22 protein-coding genes and 1 riboswitch are annotated in these 25,535 nt (G+C 64.0%); of the genes, 12 read left to right on the top strand and 10 right to left on the bottom strand.

Translation table 11 applies throughout. The features are described from left to right. Nucleotides 1–60 precede the first annotated feature (60 nt). The 3 genes from ACTOXK_RS01605 to ACTOXK_RS01615 all read right to left on the bottom strand — a co-directional run bounded on the left by ACTOXK_RS01605 (nt 61) and on the right by ACTOXK_RS01615 (nt 1,886). Nucleotides 61–390: a type II toxin-antitoxin system RelE/ParE family toxin gene (locus ACTOXK_RS01605; protein ID WP_482277223.1), complete on the bottom strand. Its 330-nt coding sequence runs from the start codon at nt 388–390 to the stop codon at nt 61–63. Beyond that, a complete protein-coding gene (locus ACTOXK_RS01610) occupies nt 390–677 on the bottom strand; it encodes a type II toxin-antitoxin system prevent-host-death family antitoxin (RefSeq protein WP_482277224.1) in 288 nt (95 codons plus the stop codon). The genes ACTOXK_RS01605 and ACTOXK_RS01610 overlap by 1 nt, the downstream gene beginning before the upstream one ends. 540 nt (nt 678–1,217) lie before the next feature. After that, entirely contained in the window at nt 1,218–1,886 is a 669-nt protein-coding gene (locus ACTOXK_RS01615) for a helix-turn-helix domain-containing protein (protein WP_482277225.1), read from the bottom strand. A 163-nt stretch (nt 1,887–2,049) separates the two neighbouring features. Between ACTOXK_RS01615 and crcB the strand changes: the two genes are divergently transcribed. The 5 genes from crcB (at nt 2,050) to ACTOXK_RS01640 (ending at nt 7,334) form a co-directional block, all read left to right on the top strand. Then, nucleotides 2,050–2,430, top strand: a complete 381-nt coding sequence (crcB, locus tag ACTOXK_RS01620) for a fluoride efflux transporter CrcB (RefSeq protein ID WP_482277226.1) — start codon at nt 2,050–2,052, stop codon at nt 2,428–2,430. A 463-nt stretch (nt 2,431–2,893) separates the two neighbouring features. Beyond that, nucleotides 2,894–3,340, top strand: a complete 447-nt coding sequence (locus ACTOXK_RS01625; RefSeq protein WP_482277227.1) for a flavodoxin — start codon at nt 2,894–2,896, stop codon at nt 3,338–3,340. A 539-nt stretch (nt 3,341–3,879) separates the two neighbouring features. Next, nucleotides 3,880–5,058 (top strand): SLC13 family permease, encoded by a 1,179-nt coding sequence (locus tag ACTOXK_RS01630; protein WP_482277228.1) that lies wholly within the window; start codon nt 3,880–3,882, stop codon nt 5,056–5,058. Between the two features lie 257 nt (nt 5,059–5,315). Beyond that, on the top strand, nt 5,316–5,747 hold the full coding sequence (locus ACTOXK_RS01635) for an MOSC domain-containing protein (RefSeq protein ID WP_482277229.1): 432 nt from the start codon (nt 5,316–5,318) through the stop codon (nt 5,745–5,747). Between the two features lie 255 nt (nt 5,748–6,002). Further along, nucleotides 6,003–7,334, top strand: a complete 1,332-nt coding sequence (locus ACTOXK_RS01640; protein ID WP_482277230.1) for a helix-turn-helix domain-containing protein — start codon at nt 6,003–6,005, stop codon at nt 7,332–7,334. Nucleotides 7,335–7,507: 173 nt separating this feature from the next. On the opposite strand, the gene ACTOXK_RS01645 is transcribed toward ACTOXK_RS01640, so the two are convergent. Next, on the bottom strand, nt 7,508–9,013 hold the full coding sequence (locus ACTOXK_RS01645; protein WP_482277231.1) for a response regulator transcription factor: 1,506 nt from the start codon (nt 9,011–9,013) through the stop codon (nt 7,508–7,510). A gap of 260 nt (nt 9,014–9,273) precedes the next feature. Here ACTOXK_RS01645 and ACTOXK_RS01650 point away from each other — a divergent pair, with 260 nt between their 5' ends. Continuing rightward, nucleotides 9,274–10,971 (top strand): FAD-binding protein, encoded by a 1,698-nt coding sequence (locus tag ACTOXK_RS01650; protein ID WP_482277232.1) that lies wholly within the window; start codon nt 9,274–9,276, stop codon nt 10,969–10,971. Nucleotides 10,972–11,300: 329 nt separating this feature from the next. Beyond that, complete coding sequence (locus ACTOXK_RS01655; RefSeq protein ID WP_482277233.1) at nt 11,301–11,756, top strand: hypothetical protein; 456 nt, start codon at nt 11,301–11,303, stop codon at nt 11,754–11,756. Between the two features lie 230 nt (nt 11,757–11,986). Here the strand turns inward: ACTOXK_RS01655 and ACTOXK_RS01660 are convergent, their stop codons facing one another. Then, nucleotides 11,987–13,471 carry a S10 family peptidase gene (locus ACTOXK_RS01660; protein ID WP_482277234.1) on the bottom strand — a complete coding sequence of 495 codons (1,485 nt, stop codon included), beginning with the start codon at nt 13,469–13,471 and terminating at the stop codon, nt 11,987–11,989. 324 nt (nt 13,472–13,795) lie between these two features. Here ACTOXK_RS01660 and ACTOXK_RS01665 point away from each other — a divergent pair, with 324 nt between their 5' ends. Further along, nucleotides 13,796–15,310: an APC family permease gene (locus ACTOXK_RS01665; protein ID WP_482277235.1), complete on the top strand. Its 1,515-nt coding sequence runs from the start codon at nt 13,796–13,798 to the stop codon at nt 15,308–15,310. Nucleotides 15,311–15,316: 6 nt separating this feature from the next. Here the strand turns inward: ACTOXK_RS01665 and ACTOXK_RS01670 are convergent, their stop codons facing one another. Then, nucleotides 15,317–16,111, bottom strand: coding sequence for a ZIP family metal transporter (locus tag ACTOXK_RS01670; protein ID WP_482277236.1), 795 nt, complete (start codon nt 16,109–16,111; stop codon nt 15,317–15,319). A gap of 309 nt (nt 16,112–16,420) precedes the next feature. Between ACTOXK_RS01670 and ACTOXK_RS01675 the strand changes: the two genes are divergently transcribed. Beyond that, nucleotides 16,421–17,002 carry a phosphatase PAP2 family protein gene (locus tag ACTOXK_RS01675; RefSeq protein ID WP_482277237.1) on the top strand — a complete coding sequence of 194 codons (582 nt, stop codon included), beginning with the start codon at nt 16,421–16,423 and terminating at the stop codon, nt 17,000–17,002. 51 nt (nt 17,003–17,053) lie between these two features. Here the strand turns inward: ACTOXK_RS01675 and ACTOXK_RS01680 are convergent, their stop codons facing one another. The 3 genes from ACTOXK_RS01680 to ACTOXK_RS01690 all read right to left on the bottom strand — a co-directional run bounded on the left by ACTOXK_RS01680 (nt 17,054) and on the right by ACTOXK_RS01690 (nt 20,342). After that, nucleotides 17,054–18,097: a deoxyguanosinetriphosphate triphosphohydrolase gene (locus tag ACTOXK_RS01680; RefSeq protein WP_482277238.1), complete on the bottom strand. Its 1,044-nt coding sequence runs from the start codon at nt 18,095–18,097 to the stop codon at nt 17,054–17,056. Nucleotides 18,098–18,338: 241 nt separating this feature from the next. Next, a complete protein-coding gene (locus ACTOXK_RS01685) occupies nt 18,339–19,517 on the bottom strand; it encodes a phosphoribosylaminoimidazolecarboxamide formyltransferase (protein WP_482277239.1) in 1,179 nt (392 codons plus the stop codon). A 189-nt stretch (nt 19,518–19,706) separates the two neighbouring features. After that, complete coding sequence (locus ACTOXK_RS01690; protein WP_482277240.1) at nt 19,707–20,342, bottom strand: IMP cyclohydrolase; 636 nt, start codon at nt 20,340–20,342, stop codon at nt 19,707–19,709. Between the two features lie 117 nt (nt 20,343–20,459). Beyond that, nucleotides 20,460–20,543, bottom strand: a riboswitch (ZMP/ZTP riboswitch). 541 nt (nt 20,544–21,084) lie between these two features. Between ACTOXK_RS01690 and ACTOXK_RS01695 the strand changes: the two genes are divergently transcribed. The 3 genes from ACTOXK_RS01695 (at nt 21,085) to ACTOXK_RS01705 (ending at nt 23,548) form a co-directional block, all read left to right on the top strand. After that, nucleotides 21,085–21,735 carry a putative ABC transporter permease gene (locus ACTOXK_RS01695; protein WP_482277241.1) on the top strand — a complete coding sequence of 217 codons (651 nt, stop codon included), beginning with the start codon at nt 21,085–21,087 and terminating at the stop codon, nt 21,733–21,735. Between the two features lie 203 nt (nt 21,736–21,938). Beyond that, nucleotides 21,939–22,439 carry a hypothetical protein gene (locus ACTOXK_RS01700; protein WP_482277242.1) on the top strand — a complete coding sequence of 167 codons (501 nt, stop codon included), beginning with the start codon at nt 21,939–21,941 and terminating at the stop codon, nt 22,437–22,439. Nucleotides 22,440–22,582: 143 nt separating this feature from the next. Continuing rightward, nucleotides 22,583–23,548: a helix-turn-helix domain-containing protein gene (locus ACTOXK_RS01705; RefSeq protein WP_482277243.1), complete on the top strand. Its 966-nt coding sequence runs from the start codon at nt 22,583–22,585 to the stop codon at nt 23,546–23,548. A 410-nt stretch (nt 23,549–23,958) separates the two neighbouring features. Here ACTOXK_RS01705 and ACTOXK_RS01710 read toward each other — a convergent pair whose 3' ends face one another. Then, complete coding sequence (locus ACTOXK_RS01710) at nt 23,959–25,032, bottom strand: hypothetical protein (protein WP_482277245.1); 1,074 nt, start codon at nt 25,030–25,032, stop codon at nt 23,959–23,961. Nucleotides 25,033–25,535: the final 503 nt, after the last annotated feature.

Raw genomic sequence — 25,535 nt, forward strand, 5'->3', positions numbered from 1 at the left:
ATCCCTGCGCCGCACCGCAATCGCTCGACCGTTCAGCCAGTGCGACGGCGGGAAACTTGGCTATTCGCTGTCTTCTTCCCAATCGATGAGCGCGAAATCATCGATATCCCGCCGGGTGTGAATGACGCGCCACACCGTGACCGCTTCGTCGTCGAAGGTGTAGAACACCCGGTAATTCCCAACCAGCCACGACCGGAAGGGTCGCCGCCCCAACGTTTCATCAACAAAGGGGCGGCCTAGCGTCGGCATCCCGCAAAGATCGGCCACGGCCGCCTTGATGCTCTCATAGGTCTGCCGAGCTGCCACCGGATTGCGACAAACTTCCCCCATATAGATGACGATGGACTCCAGATCGAAGGCCGCTCGCGGACGATAGACTGCCTCGCGCATCAGACGCCCCAGACCGCGAAGACACGCTCCATGGTCTCGTCGAGGGCAGCTTGGCTGACCGTCTCGCTGCGGTACTTGGCCTCGATCTCCGCTTCACGCAACTTGTGGACGTAGCGCTCGTGTTGGCGCTGTTCCTCATAGGCGGCGCAGTCGATGACGACGAGGCTCGCCTTCCCGTTCTTCGTCATAAAGATAGGCTGCCGGGTTTCCTGGGCCTGAACGCACACATCGTTGAGATCGGTGCGCAGGTCGCTGATGGGTCGAATGAGCGGAAGAGCAGCAGACATGGGAACCACCTCTATAAATAAGTAACTTATTTATAGAGGTTTATATCACAAAAAAGGGTCGCAAGCAAATCGTTCTCTCGCGCTGATGGTGCGGCGTTGGCAACATCTCAGATTTTCGGACGGCTACTGCAAACGCCCCCGACCCAGAAAGCCGCCAAAGAGATCGCGGCCATTGCTTAACGAGCTTTAAGTTTTGCTGAGCGGAACCTTAATCTTGGGTCGTCGCCGCGCCGGGCCGGGCACGGCCGCGCTACGCTATCCCCATTAAAGGACGCCCCGGCGTCATATCGGAGAGAAAGGGGGCAGCCATGAGAGCATTCATCCGCCGGAACCGCTACGCCATCGGCGCCTAGGGCCGCGATCCTTCTCCCGTAACGGCAATATACGGCCCCCTTCGACCGTGCGGCTGAAGGGGGCCGTATATTCAAGAGTTTTCTTTCCTTGAGCGAGCGCGTATGATCGGTGAAGGGCGCCGCCAGACGAGACGGTCGCATTTCATATCATGTATCGGGCCGCGTGCTCGATCGGCGGCGCCCCTTTCTACATCAGGCGCACGGCGCTCTTGCGCTGGACGCGCGGGGTGCGGCAGGCGAACAGGCCGTGGCGGTTGCAGTAGGCGAACATGGTGCCGGGACCGCGGTAGGGGAAGCGCGCGTCGGCCGTCTGCTCGGGATACAGCTTGCGGAAGAACACCTGGTCGGTGGTCACATAGGCCACGAAGCTGATGAAATGATCCTTGTCCATGGGATGATCCATCGCGAGATACACCTCGCCATCGGCCACGTCCACCTGGGGCAGATGGACGGACAGGTCGGCTGCCTCCGTGCTCTCGGGAGCCGCAGGGATCTTCCCGTCGACGGCGTTCTCCACTTCCAGCACTGGCAGCGCGATGCCGCAGCAGCTGATGGAGGCCTCCCCCGTGGCGTGGATGACATTGCCGCACAGCGGGCACACGTAGAACTTCGCCCGCAGCAGGTTGCCCGCGCGGTTGGCGTTCACGATCTGCTCGCCGGACAGAAGCTCGGCCACCGACACGCCGAGGGCGCAGGCCAAAGGCTCCACCAGGGTGATGTCGGGCAGGCCGCGATCCGTCTCCCACTTCGACACCGCCTTGTCGGTAATGCCGAGCTGATCGGCCAGTTGGCGCTGGGTCATTCCGGCCCGCTCGCGCAGGGCGCGGATGGACGCGCCGCTGATATATGAGGTCATGGGGTGCTCCTCCTTCTGAATGTTGAACGTCGCCGATTATGGGCGCTCGCGACCGCCCTGGCAACCTACGCTCCGTAGACCCCGCCAACCGCCCGCAGGCGTCCTCGCGGCCGTCCATCGCCTATACTGGCGGAAATGGAAACGAACGGGGAAAGGCGACATCATGATGAGCGTGCTGTGCGTGGGGGCGGGCGGTTTCGTGGGCGCAGTGAGCCGCTATGGCCTCGGTCTCATTCCCCTGGGGTCCGAGCTGCCGCTCATGACCCTGCTCATCAACTTCGTCGGTTCCGTCATCATCGGCGCGGTCGTGGAAGCGGCGTCCCTCGCCCCGAACGCCCTGCCCCGCGAGGCGGTGCTCTTCCTGAAGGTGGGCCTCTGCGGCGGCTTCACCACCTTCTCCACCTTCTCCCTGGAAACGCTCGAGCTCATTGAGGGCGGCCAATGGCTTGTCGGCGGCACCTACGCCCTGGCCAGCGTCGTCCTCTGCGTAGCCGGCGCCCTGGCCGGCAAGCTGATCGCCCGTGCGCTTGTGCCGACTGCGTGAGAGCGCCAGCCCCCCTCTCCTTCGGCGCCAAGGCCCACCTCGGCGCCGTCCTCCAGAATCTCATACACATGGTGCCATCAGGGCATTGTTGAAACCATATTCCGCATACGGGATCCTAGAGCCGCATGGTCGCAACACATTCTTGACTTCGAGTTAGCTTTAAGGTTTAGGGTGATTTAGAACCTCATACTTGGAAAGGATCGCTACGTCCGACACCCCGGGAATCCCCCTGACCCGCCGAGCCTTCACAGGGCTTCTCGGCATCACCGCAGCCGGCATGATCGCTCCGGCACTAGTCGGTTGCAGCACCGAGGGCAACAGCTCCGCGCCCGAAGCGCCCGGTACCAGCAGGCAGCAGCCGCCCCAAACGCCGCCGACCGACACCGCATCCGAAACGCCCGCCCCCGAGACAGCCGCCGACAACGAGCCCGAAGCTCCGTCCAACCGAGAAAGGGAGACCCCTATGGAAGCCATCATCTCCTTCTCCCAAACCGGCAATACCGAAGGCGTCGCCGAACGCCTCGCATCGCTTCTCGGGATCGCGGCCCAGGCCATTACTCCGGCCGAGCCCTACACTTCCGCCGACATCGACTACAACAGCGACTGCCGCGCCAACCGCGAGCAGCAGGACGACCCCTCCGTTCGCCCGGCACTGGCCCACCGCGCCGACGAGGGCGGCGGCCAGATCCTGCTCGTCACCGATGGCGAGGGCTGGTACCAGGAGTGGGGCCAGCCGGTCTGCAAGCTTCTGCCCGGCGACGTGGTGACCCTCCCCGCCAACGTGAAGCACTGGCACGGCGCGGCGGCCGATAGCTGGATGAGCCACGTGGCCTTCGAGGCCCCGGGCGTCGGCTGCGCGAACGAGTGGTGCGAGCCGGTCGTGTGCGAGGAGTACGCCGCACTTTCATAATATCGCGCCCACCGTTCCAACCGACGATCTAGCGCTGTCCGCGGTCCTAGCCGATGCTCCAGCGCTGCCCGTGCAGAGGGGCACGTGCAGGTGCAGCCAATGGCGCGCGGGCAGCATGAGATCGCCCCCGCGAAGGAGCGGCGCATGCAGGAGATTTCGAGTTACGAGCGTCTTGCCGCCTCTCGGTTATCGAACCGCCCCGAACATGCATGAGATTTCGAGTTATGAGCGTCTCCAGCGGTAGCCTCTTCGGAAAATCGAAGAAGTCCAACTGTCAACAAAACTCCGACCAGGTGTTTTTCGAAAGCTCTTTCTGAACATCGAACGCGACGCAAGAGTCAGACGCTCATAACTCGAAATCTCATGCAGAAGAGGCCTACTCAATGAACTGAACCCCGGAAGGGGGACCGGAAACTTTTGTTTTCAGCCCCCTTCCGGGGTTCCGCTCGCGAACGCCGGGTCCTCCCAGCAGTGACGCCCGGCATTCATGGAACGTTGGGGTACACTACGGGCACTGCCGATTTCGAGAAAGACCCCCAGTGCACGCCACCGCCTTCGCCCCCATCGCCTTTCTGCGCGAGCACGCCGTGCTTGCGGTGTCGGTCGTGGCGGCGGTGGCCTCCATGGTGGCGGTGCCGCCCGACGGAGCCTATCTGGGATACTTCGACTGGAAGACGCTCGGCTGCCTGTTCTGCGTGCTGGCCGTAGCGAGCGCCCTGCGGCTCATGGGCGCCTTCGACCGCGCGGCCCGAACCGTCATCGCGCGATTCGGGAGCCCGCGATCCCTTGCGCTTGCGCTCGTACTCACCACAGCGGCACTCTCGTGCGTGGCCACCAACGACATGGCCCTCATCATGATGCTGCCGCTGTCGGCCGCCACCTTCGTGGGCGCGGGGCAGGCGCGACTGATACCGGCCGTCTTCGTGCTGCAGAGCCTGGCGGCGAACCTCTGCGGCATGATCGTGCCCTTCGGCAATCCGCAGAACCTGTACCTGTACTCGTACTACGGGCTTCGCCTTGGCGACTTTCTGCGCGCCATGACGCTTCCCTTTACCGTATCCGCCATCGGGATCATTGTCGCCACTTGGTGGCTCGCAGGGCTTACGAGCAGGAAGAACGCGGACGCTTCAGCGCCGGCCGCAACCGCTCCCGTCATGCCGCTCAGCCGCCGTCGTCTCGGCGCTTACAGCGTGCTGCTGGCCCTCACCCTGCTGGCCGTGTTCCGCGTACTGCCCATCGCCCTCGCCGTCGCGGCGGTGGCGGCGACCCTCGCCGTGCTCGACCGCCGGGCCCTTGCCGCCGTGGATTGGTCGCTGCTCGCCACCTTCGCCTGCTTCTTCGTGTTCGCAGGGAACCTGGCCCGCATTCCCGAGCTGGCCGCCATCCTCGGCCCGCTCATGGACGACCATGGCCTGCTCGTGAGCGCCGGGGCGAGCCAGATCATCAGCAACGTGCCCGCTGCCGTGCTGCTGTCGCATTTCACCGGCGCCTGGCAACCGCTGCTCGTCGGCGTGAACATCGGCGGCGCGGGCACGCTTGTGGGCTCGCTCGCCAGCCTCATCACCCTTCAGCACTTCACCAGTGTGCGCAAGGTGTTTCCCGCAACGCGCGACCTGCCCGCCTTGTCCACCGGCCGCTTCATCGGCTTGTTCAGCGCCGTGAACATGATCTTCCTCGCGGGATTGCTCCTCATCTGCACGATCACCTTCCCTTGGTGACACTCCCCTGGCGTCGCCGCCCTTTCCGCACACGGGCACCTCTGCGGATCGCCGCCCTCTCCCAACACGCCCAGCCGGCCTTCTCCGGCGCTCCCGACCCTTCCAATTATCCTCTCTTGCGGATAGTCTAGGAATTCGCTAGAATTTTCCCGCGCCGAAGTTTCCCCCTCTCGTCGTGCAGCGGGCCGGGGATGTGTCCAATGCACCGGGTGGGTCGAAGGTGGCGCACGGCCCATCGCCAGCGAGAAAGGTGCATCATGGGCGTGATCAAGGCCGTATGCACGAGCACTGTCAAGGGCATCCAGAAATCCGAGCAGCATGCCGTGGAGCTTAAGACCGACTGGGGCGTTGAAGGCGATGCCCATGGCGGGCCGTGGCACCGCCAGGTGAGCCTGCTGTCCTTCGAATCGGTGGAGGAGTTCCGCAAGCGCGGCGCCGAGGTGGGCCACGGTGCCTTTGGCGAGAACCTCGTCGTGGAGGGTTTCGATCTGAAGAGCCTCCCGATTGGCACCCGCTTCGCCTGCGGCGATGTGGTGCTGGAACTGACCCAGATCGGCAAGGGGTGCCACAGCCGCTGCGCCATCTACCATCAGATGGGTGACTGCATCATGCCCCGCGAAGGCATCTTCTGCAAGGTCATCGCCGGCGGCACCATCGCCCCCGGCGACCCTATCGAGGTCATCTCGTAGCCGCCTGAGCTATTTCCCCTGGTGAAAATACGCCACCCCTCATTACTGCGTACGCACGAATTGTCTCCATTCCATGAAGTTTTTCGGCGTACGCAGTAATTTTTTACCGATCTGCCGTGCTTTCGGCAGATACAACAATACCCAACCCTGCGTTGCGCTTCTCAATTCCTCTAAATACTTGAAATGCTTCTAGTATTTCTTCAAAAATGAAAGTATTCTTAATACTAGAAACATTTCAAGTATTAAGGAGGCCCCATGTTCAACACGACTGTCTCCGAAGCAAGCAAGCGACTCGGCGTGAGCGTGCCCCGCATCCACCAGCTTATCCAAAGCGGCACCCTGGCAGCTGAGCAGGTCGCGGGCATCTGGCTCATCGACGGTGGAAGCATCGAAGCCCGCCTCAAGAACCCGCCCAAGGCGGGCAGGCCCCCCATGAGCCTCCATCGCAAGAGCGCATCGCGCTTTATGCTCATGAATCGCGGCCACGAGGTGCTCTCGTTCCGCTTCGATTCCGCTACCGGCGAGTTCTTCGATGCCGACGAGATCATCGACGCACGCCGCGCGCCGCTCTCCATCATGTCCCCTCGAGGAAAAAGCGCATCGCAGGTGGCCCTGTCCTATTGGTGGTCGCACCGCGCCATTCCGCGAGCGCGCCACGGCATCGAGGCAAAGCTGGCCGAACTTGGCGTGAGCGAGACCTACGATCTTCCGTTCCGCAGCATGGGGCTTTCCCTGTCCGACCAATACTGGGTGAGACCCTACGATGCCGATATCCGCTGGGAGGACATCAACTTCTTCGAGAATGACTTCGATGAGACTGAAGTGGCTGACTGGATGGCCGATGTGGGCCTCGATTCCCCGGACAACACATCCGATGGCGTCCTTTCCAAACGCTGGGTATGCCGCGATGGCCAGCGGATCCTGCTCAAGGGAGGCACCCTGCTGGAACAGGAGCCTTATAACGAGGTCATCGCCACCGAACTGTTTTCTCGCCTGCTCAGCAAGAGTGACTTCGTCCCCTACCGGCTGGAGGAGTGGGGCGGCGGCTGGGTGAGCTCCTGTCCCAATTTCGTGGGCCCCACCGAAGAGCTCATCCCCGCCTACTACGTCAACGACATTCTGCCGCGCTCCGATCGGCGCAACGACTATCGGCACTATGTGGAGTGCTGCCTTGAACTGGGCGTCCCCGATATCGAAAAGGCTTTGGGCAAGATGATCGTCTGCGATGACGTCATGGCGAACACCGATCGCCATTGGCGCAACTTCGGTCTTATACGCGATGTGGAAACCCTCGAATACCGCGTCGCGCCTCTTTTTGACACGGGATCGAGCCTGTGGTGCCGCATCCCCACCCGTGAACTGGCCTGGGCTCCCTTCGCCTTCGACACCAAGCCCTTTTTCGAGGATGCCGACCGACAGCTGCGTCTCGTAGATGACGCTTCGTGGCTCGATCTGGATAAACTCGCCGGCTTCCCCGAATGGGCCGCTGATTTCCTTGACGAGAACCCCGCGCTCTACGGTCGCACCGATTTCATTTTCGAGGGCATCCAGTCGCGCATCGATCATTTGCGCGCAGTATTCGGATAGCTCCAGGGTTCGATCGATCGTCCATCCCCCACCCGAATCTTCTCGCCAGCCTCTAGGTTGCTGCCTCCCTATGCACGTTGCGCATAGGGGACGACGCTATGGGGAAAATGAATCGGGCGGGGTCATCGCACTCGATTGCCCGGTGCTCGCACCTGGATAAAGACCGCGCGGCATTATTCCTTCGCCGCTTCGGAGACGAGGTCGATAAGCTCCTCTTTGGAATGGATCGCGAGCTTGCCGTAGATGTGGCGGATGTGGGTGGCCACGGTGTTCTTGGAAATGAACAGCTTCTCACGAATATAGGGGCGGCTGTACCCGCGGGCGATGAGGAAGGCGATCTCGGTCTCGCGATCGGACAGACCGCTGCGTTCTTGCAGGCGCCGACAGCCCTCTAACAGCGAACGTTCGAGGGCATCGGCTCCCACGAGCGCCGGCTCCCCATCGACTGGTTCGCGCTGGGGCATCACGATGCCGGAAAGCGCCACCAGGCAGATGAGCGCGGCGGCGGCCAGCGAAGGGCTCAGACCGACCATCGGCTCAAGGCAGAGCGCACCGCCGAGATTGCCCAGCAGAACACCGAGCTGCACGGCCCCATTCAGAAGCCCGACGCCCAGCGGCGCCGAAACCTTGCCCTGCTTGGCAAGGGTGATGACGAGCAGGTACACGAGCACCTGCACCAAGGAGTCGAGCGTATCGCCCACGGCGTTGCCGACGAACCCGGCCCACAGGCCCGACACTCCCCGCAGCACGAGCGTCACCACCGTGAACGGAACGGCCCAACGGAACAGCCCTGAGAAGCTCACCTTCTTCGAGAAGAAAACGATGGCTACGCCCAGAGCCACGCTGGCAAGACTGGCCATGAGCATGGCGACATCGACACCGACGAGGGCGTGGACGCCATCGCTCATGCCGGCCAAGGCCGCCTGCCATCCGATAGCGACGTACAGCACTGCCAACACCCCTGCGACGCGGCCCAGGTACGTGCCCCATCCGCGGGCCACGACCGCGGACCCGCGCCCATCATCAGCGGCATTCGTCCAGCGACTCTCGCATCCCCGGGCGCTCCTTTCCCCACTTCTTGTTGCACCCTCTCGAATGTTGCCGTCGTGGCGGCACAGCAACAGCAGGCCGCCCGACAGAAGGGGCAGAGCCGCAGCGGCCGCTACCCCGACGGCGCCCTCGAGAAAGGGGAACAGCACCACGCAGGGAACTATCAGAAGCGATGCGAGGGGAACCGCCACTTCCAGTTCCTCCACATCAAGGGCCACGAGCGCTTGGGCCCACAGCATGCTGAGCAACGCGTAGCCGATGCCCGTCAGCGTCCCGCCGCCCCAGAAGAGGACCACAGCGTTGCCCCCGAAGGCCGAGGCTACGGTGCCCACCGACAGCAGCAACGCCGCGACCGCACTCAAACGATCCAGCCGCCCCTCCGCCGCCGTCGTTCGGCTCAGCAGCAGACCGCCCACGAAGAAGGTGAGCACGACTGCCACGGCGGAAGCAAGCCAGGACTCGTCAGCATTGATGGACTGCCCTTGGCGATCGGGAAAGACCGCCGATGTCGTATAGGTGCCGTAGAGCCATGCCCACACCAAGCCGATACCCATATAGCGCAGCTTGAAAGCAGCTTCGACCCGTCCCAGAGCCGCCAGCAAACCATCCCTCATTATGCCCTTACCCACAATTCCTCCCATAGTTCTCGCCCCGCCCTCCGCCGTACAAGCCAGCGAAAAGAAGGGCTCCCTCGATGGGAAAAGTATAGCAACTCGAGCAATGTCATCTCGGGAAAGGCCCTGGTAGCGGCATCACCTCAGAGAGGTGATTTTGCAAATCGCCGCCCCGAGGCGATGGGCGCGAATCCGAGCAAGCACCTAGCATGCCCTCCATGGGCGCTGTCGCACCGCAGCAAGGCCCTAAGCATATCCGATCACAGGAGGGATCAATGAGCAACACATCTATGCAACTGAACCGCCGCGACTTCCTCGGCCTGGGTGCCGTAGCGGCCGTCGGCGCCATGGGCCTGGCGGGCTGCGCGCCCCAAACCGCTCCCGAGAAGAACCTCGGCGAGACGGGCGCCGCAACCGATGCCCCCACCGCCGCCGACTGGCTCGGCGTTGAGCCGGAGGTTGCCGAGGGCGATATCGTGGAGACCCTGGACACCGACTTTCTTATCATCGGCGCGGGCACGGCGGGGCTGGCCGCGGCCGGCGCTGCGGCCGACCTGGGGCTCAATTTCATCGTCTGCGATAAGAGCAATCAAGTTCCCGAGACCCGCGAGTACCTGGGCGGCGTGGACACCGCCTACGCCAAGGCCAACAACGTGACCATCGACCGCCCGAAGCTCTTGAACGAGCTGACCCGTTACGCCTCGGGCAAGTGCAACCAGAAGCTCATCAAGCGCTGGATCGACGATTCCGCCGAGTACGTGGACTGGGTGACCGAGGTCATGAAGGACGCCGGCAAGGAGGTCATGCTGGATATGCCGCCCGCCCACGCCACCGGCGGCACCGATTACTACGTACCCTACGTGCAGCACCTGTGGGAGCCCTCCTACGTGCCGCCGACCCGCAACGACGTCATTGCCGAGCGCCTGGCCGGCCAAGGGCACGAGATCCTCTTTGAGCACAAGATGGTGAAGCTGCTCCATGGCGATGGCAAGGTGACCGGTGCCATCTTCGAGACCGCCGAGGGCATGAAGCAGGTCAACGCCAAGAACACTCTGCTCGCCACCGGCGGCTATGCGGCCAATCCGGTAATGATGCAGGCGCTCCAACCCTCCGCCGTGGCCTGCTGCACCGCTTCCAGCTTCAACCCCACCTGCACCGGAGACGGCATTAAGGCGGGGCTGTGGGCCGGTGCCTCCAAGGACAAGGACGCCGCCCCCATGGTCTTCGACCGCGGTGCCGTGGCCCCCGGCGTAGATGCCGGTTACGAGGGCACCGACGAGTCGGCGGTGTTCCGTGGCAACATCTTCCAGGAGAACATCGGCAGCCAGCCCTTCATGAAGGTGAACCGCCACGGCCAGCGCTTCGCCAACGAGTCCACCCCCTACGACTTCGTCTGCTTCGCCGCCACCTACCAGCCCGGCGGCGTGTGGTGCCAGGTGTACGACAGCAACATGATGGACGACATGGTGCGCTTTGAAACCGTGGGTTGCTCGCGCGTGGTGCCCTACATCGAGATGGGCATGACCTTCGACGAGTACACCGCCGCCTCCCAGGAGTCCGGCATCCTCATGAAGGCCGACACCTTGGAGGAACTGGCCGACATGCTCGGTTTCGCCGATCAGGACAAGGACAACTTCCTCGCCGAGGTGGAGCGCTACAACGGCTTCTTCGATAAGCAAGAAGACGAGGACTTCGGCAAAGAGGCCTACCGTCTGTCCGCCATTCGCCAGGCGCCGTTCTACGGCTGCTGGTTCGGCGGAAGCCTGCTCACCACCATCGACGGCCTGCGCATCAACGAGAACTGCCAGGTGCTCGACGAAGGACTGAACGTCATCGAGGGCCTCTATGCGGCCGGCGACGTGTCCGGCAGCTTCTTCTCGGGCAACTACCCCGAGTACATCGTGGGCGTGGCCTGCGGTCGCAGCTCCGTTGAGGGCCGTCACGTGGCCAAGCTGCTGGCTGGTGCCGCCTAAGACAGACTGGCCGCCTCGCCGCAAAGGGCGCTCTCGAAAACGCGCCCCCTGCGATTAACTTCCCAGCCCTCCCTGCCGAAATCCAGCCATCGCGTGCTGGATTTCGGTTTTTTGGCTTGGAAAGCACGACCTTGGTACCACACGAGCGCCCTTTACGCTTCCTTGTCATACGCTACCTGGGAAAATGCCGCCGCTGTAATACGGAGACACCTCTTTTGTGCCGCTTTCCGTCCCAAAGTCGTGTTTTTCAAGCCAGAATACGCGTTTCGAGCGTGCTATAGTGGGCACGTTGGCTTCAGACGCAGCTCAAACGACCCCGAGGAGCCCTCATGACGACGACGGAAGTTGCCTTCGCCCGTTCCACCTGGCGGAAATCCCGCGAATTCAACACGGCCCTGCACGATCTGGCCCAGCGCATGCCCATGGAGCTGGTGCGCCTCTACGTAACCGAGGGGGTGCGCACCCCACGCGTACGCATCGACTACTACGACCGCATCGACGAGCTGCGTGAACTGCGCCGCGAGGCCCTGCTCGGGGAAATGCCCTTCGTGGAGGCCCAGGCTGAGATGTGGCTCGAGGAACATCCCGACGAGGCGGCTCGCATCGCCGCCGATTGCCGCCGCAGCCAGGCCACGGCCGAGATGCTCCTCGGCACCAGCGTGATGAAAGGCACGAGCCCCGCCTTCGGCTTCTCCCCCGAAACCTACATCATGGCCCCGAGCCTGCGCGTCTACGAGCTGTTCATGTGGTACGACGAGAGTGAGCGCTGGGCCCGCGAGCGCTAGGGCCGGCCACGGGCACGGCAAGACTGGGGAGCTAAGGGCACGCACGAGGCGGCGCGAGGCAGCCCAGCGGCCCCGCGGCGGAACCCGCGCACTCGCATCCCCCATGCCTCCACCCGCACGCACAAGGGCCGCCGACCTTTTCACCGGTCGGCGGCCCTTCTCATGCAGCTATGCTCAGGCGCCGCCTCACGCCTGCGACGATGCGCGGCGCACGAGGCGATGCGGATACTTTAGGCCTCGTGGCGCTTCTCGTAGAAGGCCTCCAGCTCGGGGATCATCTTCTCCAGGGTGGGCAGGTCCTCGTAGGCCATGTGCCCGTTCTCGTGCACCTTGTACTCGATGCGGTCGGTGATGGAGGCGGGCATGAACATCTTCGAGATGGAGTGCTTCACGTTCCAGAACGGCGTGGCCGCATCGTGGATGCCGCCGAAGAACAGCACGCGGCAGAACGGGTTGCGGCGCAGGGCCGTGCCCATGTCGTAGGCGGTGTTCGGACACACGGGGCTGCCCATGGTGCCAGGGGCCTGATGGGTCCAGTTCCACTCCTCGTTCACCTTCATGGACAGCAGCATGTTAATGGACGAGCCCTTAAAGCCGGTTTCCTGCACGAGCTTCATCCACGCGGACTGATCGGGAGTCATGATGGCGTCGCCCGAGGGATCCTCGCCGGCGAAGAACTCGTTGTCGCCCTGCACGTCCATGTAGGCCGGCTCGGTGAAGCGGGTGTCGTAGCGACCCGTGAACAGGCCCTCGTCGGCCATGATGTTCTTGCGGAAGGTGTCCAGCTCGATGCGCAGATGGCGCTTCTCGATGAACTCCACGGGCAGGCCGATGAGCTCGCTCATCTCCACAGCCAGCTCATGCTCCTCGGCCGGGGTGATGGAGTCGCTCGCGATGAGGGCGCGGCCGTACTTCTCGTCCACGAACTTCCACGCCTTGTTAAACCACTCGAACTGGTCCACGCCGGCGCCGGCCTTCCCGAAGTAGTTGGCCGTGGCGGCGTACACCGGCAGCATGCCCATGTAGTACAGGTCGTTACCGGCCAGGGTGGGCGCGTAGTCCAGGATGGAGGACTGCTCGATGACGCCGGTCAGCGCGATGCCGCGCTCGCCGAGCACGCGCATGAGCACCGAGTTGCGCATGGTGCCGTAGGACTCGCCATACAGGTACAGGGGGGTGTTCCAGCGCTCGTGGGTGGTGAGCCACTGGGCGATGCCGCGCATGAAGGCGTCCGCGTCACCGTCGACGCCCCAGACCTTCTTCGGGTCGTAGTCCTTGGCCACCTGGGAGTAGCCGGTGCCCATGGCGTCCAGGTACACCAGGTCGGTGGTGGGCAGCAGCGAATAGGGGTTATCCTCGGGCACGGTGGGGCACGGCAGCTGCTTCAAGGTGTTGATGGGCACGCGGCGCGGGCCGAGGCCGCCGATGTTCACCATGGCCGACGAGCCGCCCGGGCCGCCATTCCAGCAGAAGGTGACGGGACGGTCGGTCTTGTCCTTCGCATCGCTGACGTAGGACAGGGCGAACATGTGCCCGATGAGGGTGCCGTCGTCGGTATGCAGCGGCAGCAGCTCGGCGGTGGTGGTGTACTTGACGGTCTGCTTGCCGTTGGTCCAGGTCATCGCCTTGCTGGCCGGCTCGGGCACCGGCTGGGCGGCCGCGGGCTTCGCGCCGTCGTTCATGGTTACGGTAAAGGACGGAGTTGTCTCTGCCATGGTGGGCTCCTTAGTCGCGTGGAATTTCCCCGCGCACGGACGCGCACGAGGCACAAGAAGGAGCCTACGCGCTGGCGCACGACCCCGCGCGGTGCAGCGCCCCCTTGTCACGGAACATGGGGAAAGCCGTAGCCTGACCGTGAACTGGGCGGCGAGGCAACCTTGCTTTGTTTCCCCCCGATTAAACCTCAGCTCCTTCCTTTACTTTATTACAGTAGAGTACTATAGTATCGGACGCATTGACGAACCGTCGGTGCCGCGTTGCCGGAGCGCCCGTCGCACGCCCCGGCAACGCGCTTCGCCCGCTCGCGAGAGGAGCCCGCCATGAGCGCACCCTACGACGACAATAACCCCTCTGCCACGCCCCCTACCCTGCGCCGCCAATTCGGCCTGCGCGAGGCCATCACCATCACCGTGGGCACCGTCATCGGCGTGGGCCTGTTCACCACCGGCGGCAACATCGTGGGCCTCATGGGCCCGGCGGTCATCATCGCCACTTTGGTAGCTATGCTCGTGTCGGTGTACCCGGCCCTGCTGTACGCGGAAATGGGCGCCGCCCTCCCCTACGCCGGCGGCACTTACCAGTACGCGGGCTTGGGACTCGGCCGGCCCCTCGGCATGCTCGCCGGCTGGAACTTCATCATCTCGCTCGTGGCGGTGACCGGCGGCGAGTCGCTGGCCTTCGCCTACTATTTCAAAACCATCTTCCTCGCCATCGGCATCGAGCTGCCCGTGCCCGACGTCGTGCTGGCCTGCATCGCGCTCGCGCTGTTCATCGTCACCAACGTGCGCGGCGTGCAGATTACCGGCCGCTTGCAGAACGGCTTCATGTTCTTCTTCTGGGGCGTGGCCGTCATCTGGTTTTTCACCATGATCCCCGCCGTGAACCTGCCGGTGTTCGTGACCACGCCGGAGTTCCTCGGCTCCATGGACGCCTTCGGGTTCATCGCCGCCGTGGCCATGATCTGGTGGTGCTTCGCCGGCTTCGAGACCTGCTGCGGCATGGGCGAGGAGATTCGCTACCCCTCCATCAACATCCCCCGGGCCTTGAAGCTCGCCCCCTTCATCATCTTCGCGGTGAACGGGGCCTTCCAGTGGTTCCTCGTGGGCATCACGCCCCTCGACGCCATCCCCGGCCTGGCCGAGGCCGCCGCCCCCTATGCCGAAGCCATGATCTCGGCGGGCATTCTGGGGCTGCCGCTGCTGCTTCTAGCCCTCGGCGTGGCCTTCGGCGGCGACTTCTCCACCCTGAACGCCTCCATCGCCGTGCCGCCGCGCTATCTGTTCACCATGGCCCGCGACGGCGCCATGCCCCGCGTGTTCGCGAAGGTGCACCCGCGCTTCCGCACCCCCTACGTGGCCATCATCGCCCTGGGCGCCCTCTCGATCCTGCTCGTGGCCACCTCCACCCTGGACTTCATCGCGTCGCTGTCGCTGTTCGCCGACTTGTTCTACTACATCATCGGCATCGCCGCCGCCTGGGGACTGCGCCGCCGCATGCCCGACCTCGCCCGTCCCTTCCGCGTGCCGGGACTGGCCGTGGGCGTGCCGGTGTCCATCGTCATCTACGCGATCATGATGAGCCAGCTGGGTACCGAGCCTCTCGTGGTGGGCGCTGCCTGGTGTGTGCTCGGCCTCGTCGTGTTCTTCATCTGCCAGGCCCGCTACGGCAAGCCCGCCCCCGTGTCGGTGGCCGAGGCCCTGCCCGGCGCCGATGAGGTGCCCGGAGCCGAGGAAGCCGCGAAGATGGACCGCGAGTACCGCCTCTGGAAGATCGTCGTGGCCGCCGCCTGCGCCATCGTGGCCCTTCTGTACCTCGTGCCGATGCTGCTGGGTTAAGGGCCTCTACCCGAGGGCCACGTCGAGCACCATCATGAGCACGAAGCCCAAGGCCACGCCGATGGTGCCGATGTTGGTGTGGCGGCCCTGCTGGGTCTGGGGGATCAGCTCCTCGGTGACCACGTACATCATGGCCCCGGCGGCGAAGGCCAGCACGTAGGGCAGAAGCGGAGTCACGAGCCCCGTGATGGCCACCATGAGCACGGCGCCCAGCGGCTCCACGGCCCCGCACAGGGTACCGGCCAGAAACGCCCGGGGCCGCGACAGGCCGTTGCTTGTGAGCGGCAGGGACACGATGGCCCCCTCGGGCACGTTCTGGATGGCGATGCCCAGGGACAGGGCCGCCACCGAGGCCAGGGTGATGGTGGGATCCCCCGCCAGAAAGCCCGCGAGCACCACGCCCACGGCCATGCCCTCGGGCAGGTTATGAATGGCCAGGGCCGCCAGCATCATGGTGGGCTTCTTCAGCGTGGAGGCCGGGCCCTCCGGCTCCTCGGCGCCAATGTGCAGATGGGGCGTGACCTCGTCGATGGCCAGCAGCAGCACCATGCCACCGAGAAAGCCCACGGCCACGGGCACCCAGGCGGGCACCGGCCCTCCCTCGGCCGCCTCCAGGGCCGGGGTGATGAGGCTCCATACGCTGGCAGCGATCATGACGCCGGCCGCAAAGCCCAGAAGTGCCTTAGTGAAGCGCTCGGACATACCGTGGCGCATGAGGAACACGAGGGCCGCTCCCAGAGTATTCCCCAGAAACGGCACAGCAAGCGCGATGAGCACGCCTGCGATAACGGGATCGCCCACGGCATCTCCTTCCAAACGACCAGGCCCGGGGAAACGGCGCAAGGGAAAGAAACCGCGCCCCGCAGGCTGTCCCACTATAGCGCATTCGCGAAAGCGGGGCGCCCCAAGGGGGACGCCCCGCCAACTTGGTTACCGATATTTTACCGCGGGAGCCTACTTCGCGTAGCCGGCGGCATTCTTGCCGGCGATGGACCTACCGCCCTTCATCGGGCCATTGTCTGGCGCGGGCCAGAGGACAGCGCGGAAACGCCGATGGTTGCCCCCAAACGCTGCTTCCGCTAGGATTTCAACGACAACGAAGGGAGATTTGTGAACGAACTCGCCATCTTAGATGCCATGCAGACCTGGCACACCCCCTGGCTCGACCCCATCGTGGCGGCCTTCACCAGCACGAGCAATACCGGGGAGCTCTGGATACTGCTCGGCATCGTGCTGCTGTGCTTCCGCCGCACCCGCAAGGCGGGCGCAGGTGTGCTCGTGGCCGTGGCCCTGGGAGCGGTGATAACGAACCTCACCATAAAGCCCCTGCTCATGCGCCCCCGGCCCTGCGACGTGAACCCGGCCGTGCAGCTCATCATCCCCCGGCCCCACGGCTCGTCGTTCCCCTCGGGGCACACCACGGCCGCCTTCGCCGCCGCGGCCGCCCTCTGGTTCGCCCGCGATCCCAAGGCCCCCGCAGGCCTGGTGGCCGGGGTGACCGCGGCCGCCGTGCTCATGGGGCTCTCGCGCATGTACTGCTACGTGCACTACCCCACCGACGTACTGGCCGGCATGGCGGTGGGCATTCTCGCCGGACTGGCCGCCGCCCGCATCGTGGGGGCCCTGGCCCGACGGCGACGTCCAGCCCCCGATATTCCCCGCGGACCGGGTCATTCCGGATCCGGCTCCTAGGACGCTGCCGTTGCGGCGACCGCTGGCGAACCCCGCGGCCCTTTCCACCGGCTAGTAGGACAGGGCGTGGGGAATGAACAGGCGCTGGTAGGTGGCCGTAGCGTAGCGGTCGGTCATGCCGGCGATGTAGTCGGTCACGGCCCGCAAATCGTCGCCCTCGGAAATGGCGCGGTAGTCCTCGGGCACTTCCTCGATATGGGCCGCGTAGTAGTCGAATAAGTTCCCGATCAGGTGCGTCGCCTTCTCCACCTCGGCCATCACGGGCTCGGCGGTGTACACACGGGCGAACAAAAACGCCCGCAGCTCCATCATGGCGTCCCACACCGGCTCGCTCATGGCGATGTCGCCGGTGGCCGCCGAGGTCTCCACCATGTCGCGCACCAGGGTCTCGATGCGGGCGGAATGATCGGCCCCGAGCACCGCGTGGGTGGTGGCGGGCAGATCGGCCTCGCACAGGACGCCCGCGCGGATGGCGTCGTCGATGTCGTGGTTCACGTAGGCGATGCGGTCGGCCGTGCCCACGATGCGCCCTTCCAAGGTTTCGGCTCGCAGGTTCCCCGTGTGGTTCAGGATGCCGTCGCGCACCTCGAAAGTGAGGTTCAGGCCCGCGCCACCGTTCTCGATGCGCTCCACCACGCGCACCGACTGCTCGTTGTGGCGATAGAGCCGCCCCGCCGCCGGGCTTTCCGGATCGATGCCCTTATGGCGCGCCAGGGCCGCTGAGAGCGCCGCTTCGCCGGTGTGGCCGAAGGGGGTGTGGCCCAAGTCGTGGCCGAGGGAGATGGCCTCGGTCAGGTCCTCGTTCAGCCCGAGGGCGCGGGTGATAGTGCGGGCGATCTGGGCCACTTCCAGCGTGTGAGTGAGCCGCGTGCGGAAATGATCGCCCTCGGAGGCGAGAAATACCTGGGTTTTATGGGACAGGCGGCGGAACGACTTCGCGTGCAGGATCTTGTCACGGTCGCGCTGGTAGTCGGTGCGCAGGGCATCGGGGCTGCTTGACCGGGCCCGACCCTCGCTGTCGGCGGCGCAGGCGGCGTCATCCGCCAGCACGGCGCGCTCCCGCTGCTCCTGGTCCTCGCGGCTGATAATGCGCATGGAGCCTCCCTTCCACAAGGTTTCCCCAGTGTAGCAGAAGAAATGTCTTTATCGGGAGAGATTACCGACCCGTAGGTTCGCCCAAAAAGACAGCGAGGCTCCGACCAGTGCCCGGCATTGCCCTGAAACGCGACCGAGCAGCCTTACGGCTGCGAGGGAAAGCGCTGAATGGCAAGGCCGGGTGCCGGTCGGAGCCGCAGCATCGGCGCTCCCGTCGTTGCTGACGCAACGACGGAACATCCTAGTGATGGAACAGACGCATGCCCGTGAAGGCCATGGCGATGCCGTACTTGTTCGCCACCTCGATCACGTTGTCGTCGCGGATGGAGCCGCCGGGCTCGGCGATGTAGGCCACGCCGGACTTGCGGGCGCGCTCCACGTTGTCGCCAAAGGGGAAGAATGCGTCCGAGCCCACGGTCACGCCGCTCATCTCGGCGATCCAGGCCTTCTTCTCCTCGCGAGTCAGCGGCTCGGGGCGCTCAGTGAACACGCGCTGCCACTCGCCGTCGGCCAGCACGTCCTCCCACTCGTCGGAGATGTACACGTCGATGGCGTTGTCGCGGTCGGGACGGCGGATGCCCTCCACGAAGGGCAGTCCCAGCACGCGCGGATGCTGGCGCAGCCACCAGTTGTCGGCCTTGTTGCCGGCCAGACGGGTGCAGTGGATGCGGCTCTGCTGGCCCGCGCCCACGCCGATGGCCTGGCCGTCCTTCACGTAGCACACGGAATTGGACTGGGTGTACTTCAGCGTGATGAGGGCCACGATCATGTCGATCTTCGCGGACTCCGGAATCTCCTTGTTCTCAGTTACCACGTTTTCCAGCAGCGCCTCGTTGATCTCAAAGTTGTTGTGGCCCTGCTCGAAAGTGATGCCGAACACGTCCTTCAGCTCGGTCTCGGCCGGCACGTAGTCCGGGTCGATCTGCACCACGTTGAAGGAGCCCTTGCGCTTGGTCTTCAGAATCTCCAGAGCCTCATCGGTGTAGCCCGGGGCGATGATGCCGTCGGACACCTCGCCGGCCAGGTAGCGGGCCACATCGGCGTCGCACACATCGGACAGCGCGGCCCAGTCGCCATAGGAGCACAGACGGTCAGCACCGCGGGCGCGAATGTAGGCGCAGGCGATGGGCGACAGCTCGCCCTCCTCTTCCACGAAGTACATGGCACGGTCGGTGTCGGACAGCGGGTGCCCCACGGCAGCGCCGGCCGGAGACACGTGCTTGAACGAGGCGGCGGCGGGCAGCCCCGTGGCCTCCTTCAGCTCCTTCACGAGCTGCCAGGAGTTGAAGGCGTCGAGGAAGTTGATGAAGCCGGGCTTGCCGTTCAGCACCTCAATGGGCAGGTCGCTACCATCCTTCATGAAGATGCGCGACGGCTTCTGGTTAGGATTGCAGCCGTACTTCAGTTCCAGTTCGTTCATGATCTCTCCTTCGTTGTCGTAAGTCGTCGGGGTCGGGCCGCGGGGTAATGCTCAGTCGCTCAAACAGTCCTCGCTCGGCGAAACAGTCCACTGGACTGTTTCGTTCGCTGCGGAACTCGCTTGGTGAGCACCACCCCGCGCCCCTCTGCGCTCAACCTTGGCTGAAACGCGGCGAACGGGATTCGCCGCTTAGTCCCCGAGGTTCTTGTTGTAGAGGGTGACGCTACCGTTCACGTTGGCGTAGAGGCTCACCTTGTTCTCGTCGTTCAGGGCCGCCCACAGCGCGTCGGCGGTCGGCAGCGCGACGGGGATGGGCTCGCCGGCGAAGGTGGGCAGCGGATTGCCGTCGCCCTGGTAGGTGCTGATGAAGTAGCCGCACCCCTCGTCGACGCCCTCGTAGGCAAAGAACTCGCGGATGCAGCGGTCGTCGGCACCGTGCTTCAGGATGGACATCTCGAAGGAGCCGTCCGGCTTCACGATGGCCGAGATGCGCGGGGTGAAGTTCGGCGCATCGGGCTCGTAGGCGCGGGCCATGCAGCCGGCGCGGAAGTCGCCCGCCTCCACGATGGTGTCTGTCTGATCGCCGTTGGTGACCACGAGCGCGTCGCCCATGGTGCGCACGGGATGGTAGATGATAAGGCTCGGATCCTCCAGCAGGGCCGGGTCGTGGGCCTCGGTGCGGATGCCGTCGGGCTCCACGGCGAAGATGCGGTTGCGGCTGTTCTGGCTGCGCCCCATGATGAAGTAGTACACGGCGTCCTTGCCCACCACGATGCCGCGGCCCGGGTAGGGGTTGTTCTCCAGCAACTCGACGAGGTTCTGCATAGGCTTCCCTTTCTCTCACGTTGCGCGGTCGGCGCTTGCATATTGCGCGGTCGGCGCTTGCGGCCTCCGCCCTCTTCCGCATTCCGCCCATGAAAAAGGGCAAGCCACCCTTGCAGGTGAGCTTGCCCAGACGGTCGGCGGAAATGAACGCGCTGCTCCCCCGCGGTTGCCCGCGATTACCCGTCAGTCACAGCACGCTTGCTTCGCCGAGCAGCGTACCACGATTTGACGGATCCCGCGAGCGGAAACATTCCGTGCGCCCAAACCAGCGGGTTTTGTGCAGCAAACGCCGCGAAATAGATGCCTCGTTTCGCTGCTACGAGAAATCGCGAAGCGACGTGGGAAAAACGCCTGTTCAGCGTCTTTCGCATTAAGCGGAAACCCATGCCCCGGGCCTCTTGTCCCCTCTGCGTGTCTACTTCGCGGAGTTTACTGCACGGAAAGTGCAATTTCGGAAACACAGCACCGCTCGCGCCCGATTCCGCGTCCGGTTTCGCCCGCGGCCTCGCACCCGGTCTCGCCCCCAGTGTCGCGCCTGGTCTCGTTCGGGGCGTTGCGCCCGATTCCGCGTCCGATCCCGCACTTGATCTCGTGCCGGCTGCCGGCACGCGGCATCGCATGCCCCCTCGCCGCATTCGGCAACATGGCGGCAACGGTGAGTTAAAGGCTCGGCTATGGCGCCGCGAAACGGCCGGCGACGGAGTACCCTGAACCCATCGACCACCCGAGAGAAGAAGCCCCTATGGCCATCCTCACGTTCCATAAGCTGACCGAGCACGACGAGATCGGCTACTTTGCTCCCCGCACCTGGGAGTTCTGGCGCGCGCTGCTCGTGTGCTTCTGCCTGTGCTGCCTGGTGGGCCATTGGCTGGAGATGCCTTACTGCTGGTTTATGGACCAATACTTCGGCATCGTGGCCGACGATTACGCCGTGTGGACCGACCCGTGGTACCATCCCTACTGGGTCTACGGCTTCGGCGCCGTATTCATGACGCTGCTCATCGAGCCTCTGAAGGAGCGGCTGATCCTCCGTCGCAAGACGCTCTGGGGCGCGTTTCTGGAATCCCTCGTTCTGGCCATCATCATCGCCATGGTGCTGGAGCTGGTCATGGGCTGGCTCATCAACCAGCCCGACCCCGTCACCGGCGAGTACCCCTTCTGGGACAACTCCCAACTGCCGGGCAACGTGTTCGGCCAGGCCTGGCTCGTGAACGATTTCTTCATCGGCCTGGCCGCCATGATCTACGTCTGGGTCATCTTCCCCTTGGTCTGCGAGGGCTTCTCACTCTTGAGCCCCAAGGCCGCCAACGTCGTCTTCGCCCTCATCATCATCGGCTTCATCGCCTGCGTCACCGCCTCCTACCTGGAGCTGCGCCTCTGGGAGAAGTACTAGAGTTTCGGCGGCGCCCCCCCCCGCCGACGACCAGCCGCTACCTCTTCCTTCACACGCGCTACGGCGATGAGGCCCTCTCCATCGAAGACGAGGCCGCTTTTCTCGAAACCGTGCGCCGCCACCCCCACCCTTTCTGCCATTCCGCAAGCCGCCTTTCTGCGCTACCATGGTCTGCATCCCTTGCCGTGCCGAAGGAGGCCGTGATGCCCACCACGCCGAGCCCGTCTCGCCATCCCATTGCCGTGAGCTGGGCAACGCGCGGACTGATCATTGCCCTGAATGCCGTGGTCATTCCTTTCATCATCTTGCTGGGTGCCGGGTTCGTGGAAGCCAAGCCGCCGGGCCTCGAGTGGCTCGGCATCGGGGTGCTCGCGCTGGTTCTTCTTGTTGCGGACGTCCTCGCCGTGCCCCTTCTCCTCATCCACGAGGTGAGCACCGACGAAGACGGAATCACCGTTCGCCTCGGGCTCCACCGCACTCGCATAGGCTACGGCGACATTCTCTGGATTGCCCGCCGCGCTCCTTCCCTTACGGCCATCCAGTGGAAGCCGACGGCCAGCCGCTACCTCTTCCTTCACACGCGCTACGGCGATGAGGCCCTCTCCATCGAAGACGAGGCCGCTTTTCTCGAAACCGTGCGCCGCCACCGCCCCCACATCACCATAAGCGACCATCCCCCAACATCGGAGAACACGGGCCGGTAACCCTCCCACGAGAACACCTGCGCAGGTGCGCTCCCGCAACCTCCCGTTGCGCGGTTGATACGAGATTCCAACTGAGGTTGGTTGCATGACAGAAGACGAGAGCCTAGAGTGAAGGTGGCACCCCCGAGCGAGAGGAGCTTCCCATGGACCGGAACGGACATCATCTTTCCATCTCCACTAATGAAGAGCTGTGTGCCGTTGTGGCGGAGCGGCTCATGCAACGGCGCAAGGCCGCTGGTTGGAATCAGGAAGAGCTGGCCGCGCGGTTGGGCCTATCGCGCCAGTCGGTGTCGAAGTGGGAGTGCGGCGACTGCCTTCCCGATACAGTGAACTTGTTAGCCCTGGCGCGCCTTTATGGCACTAGCGTGGACGAGTTGCTCGGCCGCGAGGTTACGGACAACAAAGAGGCGGCCAGCGGAGCCGCAAGCGCAGAAGACCCGGCGCTCCTCTCGGCATCTGCCGAACTGCCAGCGATGGCGGATGCGGCAGACGCGCTGGAGGTTCTCCAGGCGACGCCCGTGGATTCCTTGCCGAAAGAGGAGGCTGGTGATGGGGAATCCTCCGAAGCCGGCAGACGAATCGAAATCCGAGGGCATGCAGCGCCCTCGGCGGCCTCCGCATCTCGCCCGCTGTCGGCGCGGCTACCGCAACCGATCGTCTTCTCGACAGCATGGCTCGCCATCGTGATGATCGCCGCCACAGTCATGTCCATGGGCTACGCGGCCTATACGTGGCTGCCCATCATTCCGCTGTACTGCTGGATAATCATCACCTTGGAGAAAGACGCCGCCCACGCCAATGCTGTTTCCCACGCCAATGCAAGCGGCTGCCCCAACAATACCGAAGCGGGCGCCCGCTCCTTCGCCGCCGAGGCGGCCTCCCCTACCGGCACGAACGACTATCCCGGTAGCACCAGCATGGGTGCCCACTCCCCTGCCGCTAAGGTCGACGCGGCTTCTACCGTCGGCGTGGAAACCCAGACACGCATCGCCCTCGTCGCCCTAGCCACCATCGCTCTCTGTGCCAGCGCTTTCATATTCATGATCGGCTGGACCGCCGGCTGCGGCCCATGGGGTCTTCCCTGGGTTCCCGCGTGGTATCTTTCCTGAGCCCCAGTTCAGATAAGGGAGCACTCCTGCTCGATCGCGAATCGAAGTCCAAGACGTTGCGCTCTCCGGCACACAATGTTTCTTTCCCATCCCTTCCGCCACCGATTCCGCTCTCATTCAATTCCAAAACGACAAAAATCACGTTTGAGCGAGGGCGGCGAAGGCGGGAGGGCGGTTTTTCGCACAAAAACCTCGCTCGAACGTCATTTTTGTCGCCCCAGAAGACGAACACCCTCGCTCAAACGTGATTTTTGTCGCTCGAGAGCTCTACAGCCCGAAAAGGCCCTGCCACTGCTCCTTCGCGCACAAGAGTTCGGCACCACCCCATCCCGCACAGGAGCCGCACCACAGCTCCACCAGAAGCGCCACCAAACCGGCCACGTTCCGTCGCTCCGCTGCGTTCTCGCGCATTACATCCCGAAGCACCCCGAGAGTTGTTCCCGATGGAATTTCCGAGCCTGCGCTCGCAAGGCCAGATGCCTCTGCCCATGCCCACGACTTCTCTTCCGCTTCGGTTTCCCGATGCGCCGGGCCACGGTATCGAGCAGCGAGATACTCTGGGTCACATTATGGAACTGCGGTGCAGTGATCGTCATCACCTCGATGCCATCCAGCGTGAGAGCATCGCGCTTCCGCGAATCGTGAATCCTCTGATGCTCCGAGGAGTGCGCCTCGCGGCCATCGTATTCCAGGGCAAAACGCGCCTCACGCCAATAGCAATCGGCGACCACACGATTAAGCCCTGTGGCACGATGCGCCGTTTGGGAAAGCGCAATGGGCGCGTTGAGACGACCCGGAGCAACCCCCATGCCCCCACGACGCACCGAGGTGAATGCCGCTATGGCCAATTCCGTTTCCATGGGCGATCCAGATTGGGCAAGCACTTGCCGCGCGGCAGTGCGCGCCATCTTTGCGCACCGGGCTTTCTCCATCTGCGCGCAGAAGGCAACGAGCCGTGCAGGCGAAGTCAGCGGCCGACGCACGCACCCCGCGCTATCCGGGCGATTGAGAGGGTAGCAGCCACAGAGTTCGTACCCCAGCGCAAGCAATTCGCCGAAAGAAAGTTCCGTCGCCATCTGGACAAACACAACCTCGGGCGAGCAAATGAAGACGTGGGATTCCACTCTGACGAAGGAATCGCGAGGGTAGCTGAGCCCCGAACGGTGGCGGATAATCTTCTGCGAATTCCTCGTTCCCTGACGCCGCCCAACCAAAAGGTGAATGGGGAAGCCGCCACCTTCCGCACATGACCGTATCCAGCTGCGAACCTCGGAGTTGGAATTACAGCCGCCTAGCACATCTCGTACCTCATCGACACTGCTGATGCACGATTTCAGCCCATTCGTCGTACCGTATTGGCGGCTGGGATACAGCGAACAATCGACCTTGCGTAAATCATGGAAAGTGCGTAGGGAGATGGCATGGATCGCAGACCACCTGCGCCAGAACTGGAGGGCTGATATGTGACTGAGATACAAATTCATGGCGCATCACCATACCGCGCGGCGAGCCGCCGACACTCCGCGCGGGCCAGTTCGACTGAACTTCCATTCATGATTATCAAGCGCAGCAAAAACAATGGGACGGGAACACTTCTGGATCGTGAGCCCTTCACGGAACATCGAAACGCCCTGCGCACGACAAAAATGACGTTTGAGCGAGGGCGACGGAGACGAGAGGGTGCTTCTTCGCGCAAAAACCTCGCTCGAACGTTATTTTTGTCGCTCCAGAAGACGGGCACCCTCGCTCAAACGTGCTTTTTGTCGTTTGGAGGCTCCGCGCCTTGGAAAAACCCGTTGCGGCCCTCGCGCCTCCGGGCGGCCGGCTTCGCGGGGCAGCGGCCGGCTTCGCAGAGGGACAAGACCGCGCAGGCGGTGAGGCGAGGGACAGATTCGCTCAAGCGGAACGCCCTGCGTCCTCTCCGCAGTTTCTGCGGGGAGGGGCGGCGGTCGGGCGGGGTCGGATACAATGGGGCCATAGAATCTCT

This window comes from Adlercreutzia sp. (genome assembly GCF_056795635.1).

Coding starts and splice junctions, on each gene's coding strand:
- ACTOXK_RS01680 (WP_482277238.1), bottom strand. CDS start 18,097: ATGCGCATTATCAGCCGCGAGGACCAGGAGCAGCGGGAGCGCGCCGTG.
- ACTOXK_RS01685 (WP_482277239.1), bottom strand. CDS start 19,517: ATGAACGAACTGGAACTGAAGTACGGCTGCAATCCTAACCAGAAGCCG.
- ACTOXK_RS01615 (WP_482277225.1), bottom strand. CDS start 1,886: ATGACCTCATATATCAGCGGCGCGTCCATCCGCGCCCTGCGCGAGCGG.
- ACTOXK_RS01650 (WP_482277232.1), top strand. CDS start 9,274: ATGAGCAACACATCTATGCAACTGAACCGCCGCGACTTCCTCGGCCTG.
- ACTOXK_RS01705 (WP_482277243.1), top strand. CDS start 22,583: ATGGACCGGAACGGACATCATCTTTCCATCTCCACTAATGAAGAGCTG.
- ACTOXK_RS01625 (WP_482277227.1), top strand. CDS start 2,894: ATGGAAGCCATCATCTCCTTCTCCCAAACCGGCAATACCGAAGGCGTC.
- ACTOXK_RS01710 (WP_482277245.1), bottom strand. CDS start 25,032: ATGAATTTGTATCTCAGTCACATATCAGCCCTCCAGTTCTGGCGCAGG.
- ACTOXK_RS01695 (WP_482277241.1), top strand. CDS start 21,085: ATGGCCATCCTCACGTTCCATAAGCTGACCGAGCACGACGAGATCGGC.
- ACTOXK_RS01635 (WP_482277229.1), top strand. CDS start 5,316: ATGGGCGTGATCAAGGCCGTATGCACGAGCACTGTCAAGGGCATCCAG.
- ACTOXK_RS01655 (WP_482277233.1), top strand. CDS start 11,301: ATGACGACGACGGAAGTTGCCTTCGCCCGTTCCACCTGGCGGAAATCC.
- ACTOXK_RS01700 (WP_482277242.1), top strand. CDS start 21,939: ATGCCCACCACGCCGAGCCCGTCTCGCCATCCCATTGCCGTGAGCTGG.
- ACTOXK_RS01610 (WP_482277224.1), bottom strand. CDS start 677: ATGTCTGCTGCTCTTCCGCTCATTCGACCCATCAGCGACCTGCGCACC.
- ACTOXK_RS01640 (WP_482277230.1), top strand. CDS start 6,003: ATGTTCAACACGACTGTCTCCGAAGCAAGCAAGCGACTCGGCGTGAGC.
- ACTOXK_RS01665 (WP_482277235.1), top strand. CDS start 13,796: ATGAGCGCACCCTACGACGACAATAACCCCTCTGCCACGCCCCCTACC.
- crcB (WP_482277226.1), top strand. CDS start 2,050: ATGATGAGCGTGCTGTGCGTGGGGGCGGGCGGTTTCGTGGGCGCAGTG.
- ACTOXK_RS01690 (WP_482277240.1), bottom strand. CDS start 20,342: ATGCAGAACCTCGTCGAGTTGCTGGAGAACAACCCCTACCCGGGCCGC.
- ACTOXK_RS01660 (WP_482277234.1), bottom strand. CDS start 13,471: ATGGCAGAGACAACTCCGTCCTTTACCGTAACCATGAACGACGGCGCG.
- ACTOXK_RS01605 (WP_482277223.1), bottom strand. CDS start 390: ATGCGCGAGGCAGTCTATCGTCCGCGAGCGGCCTTCGATCTGGAGTCC.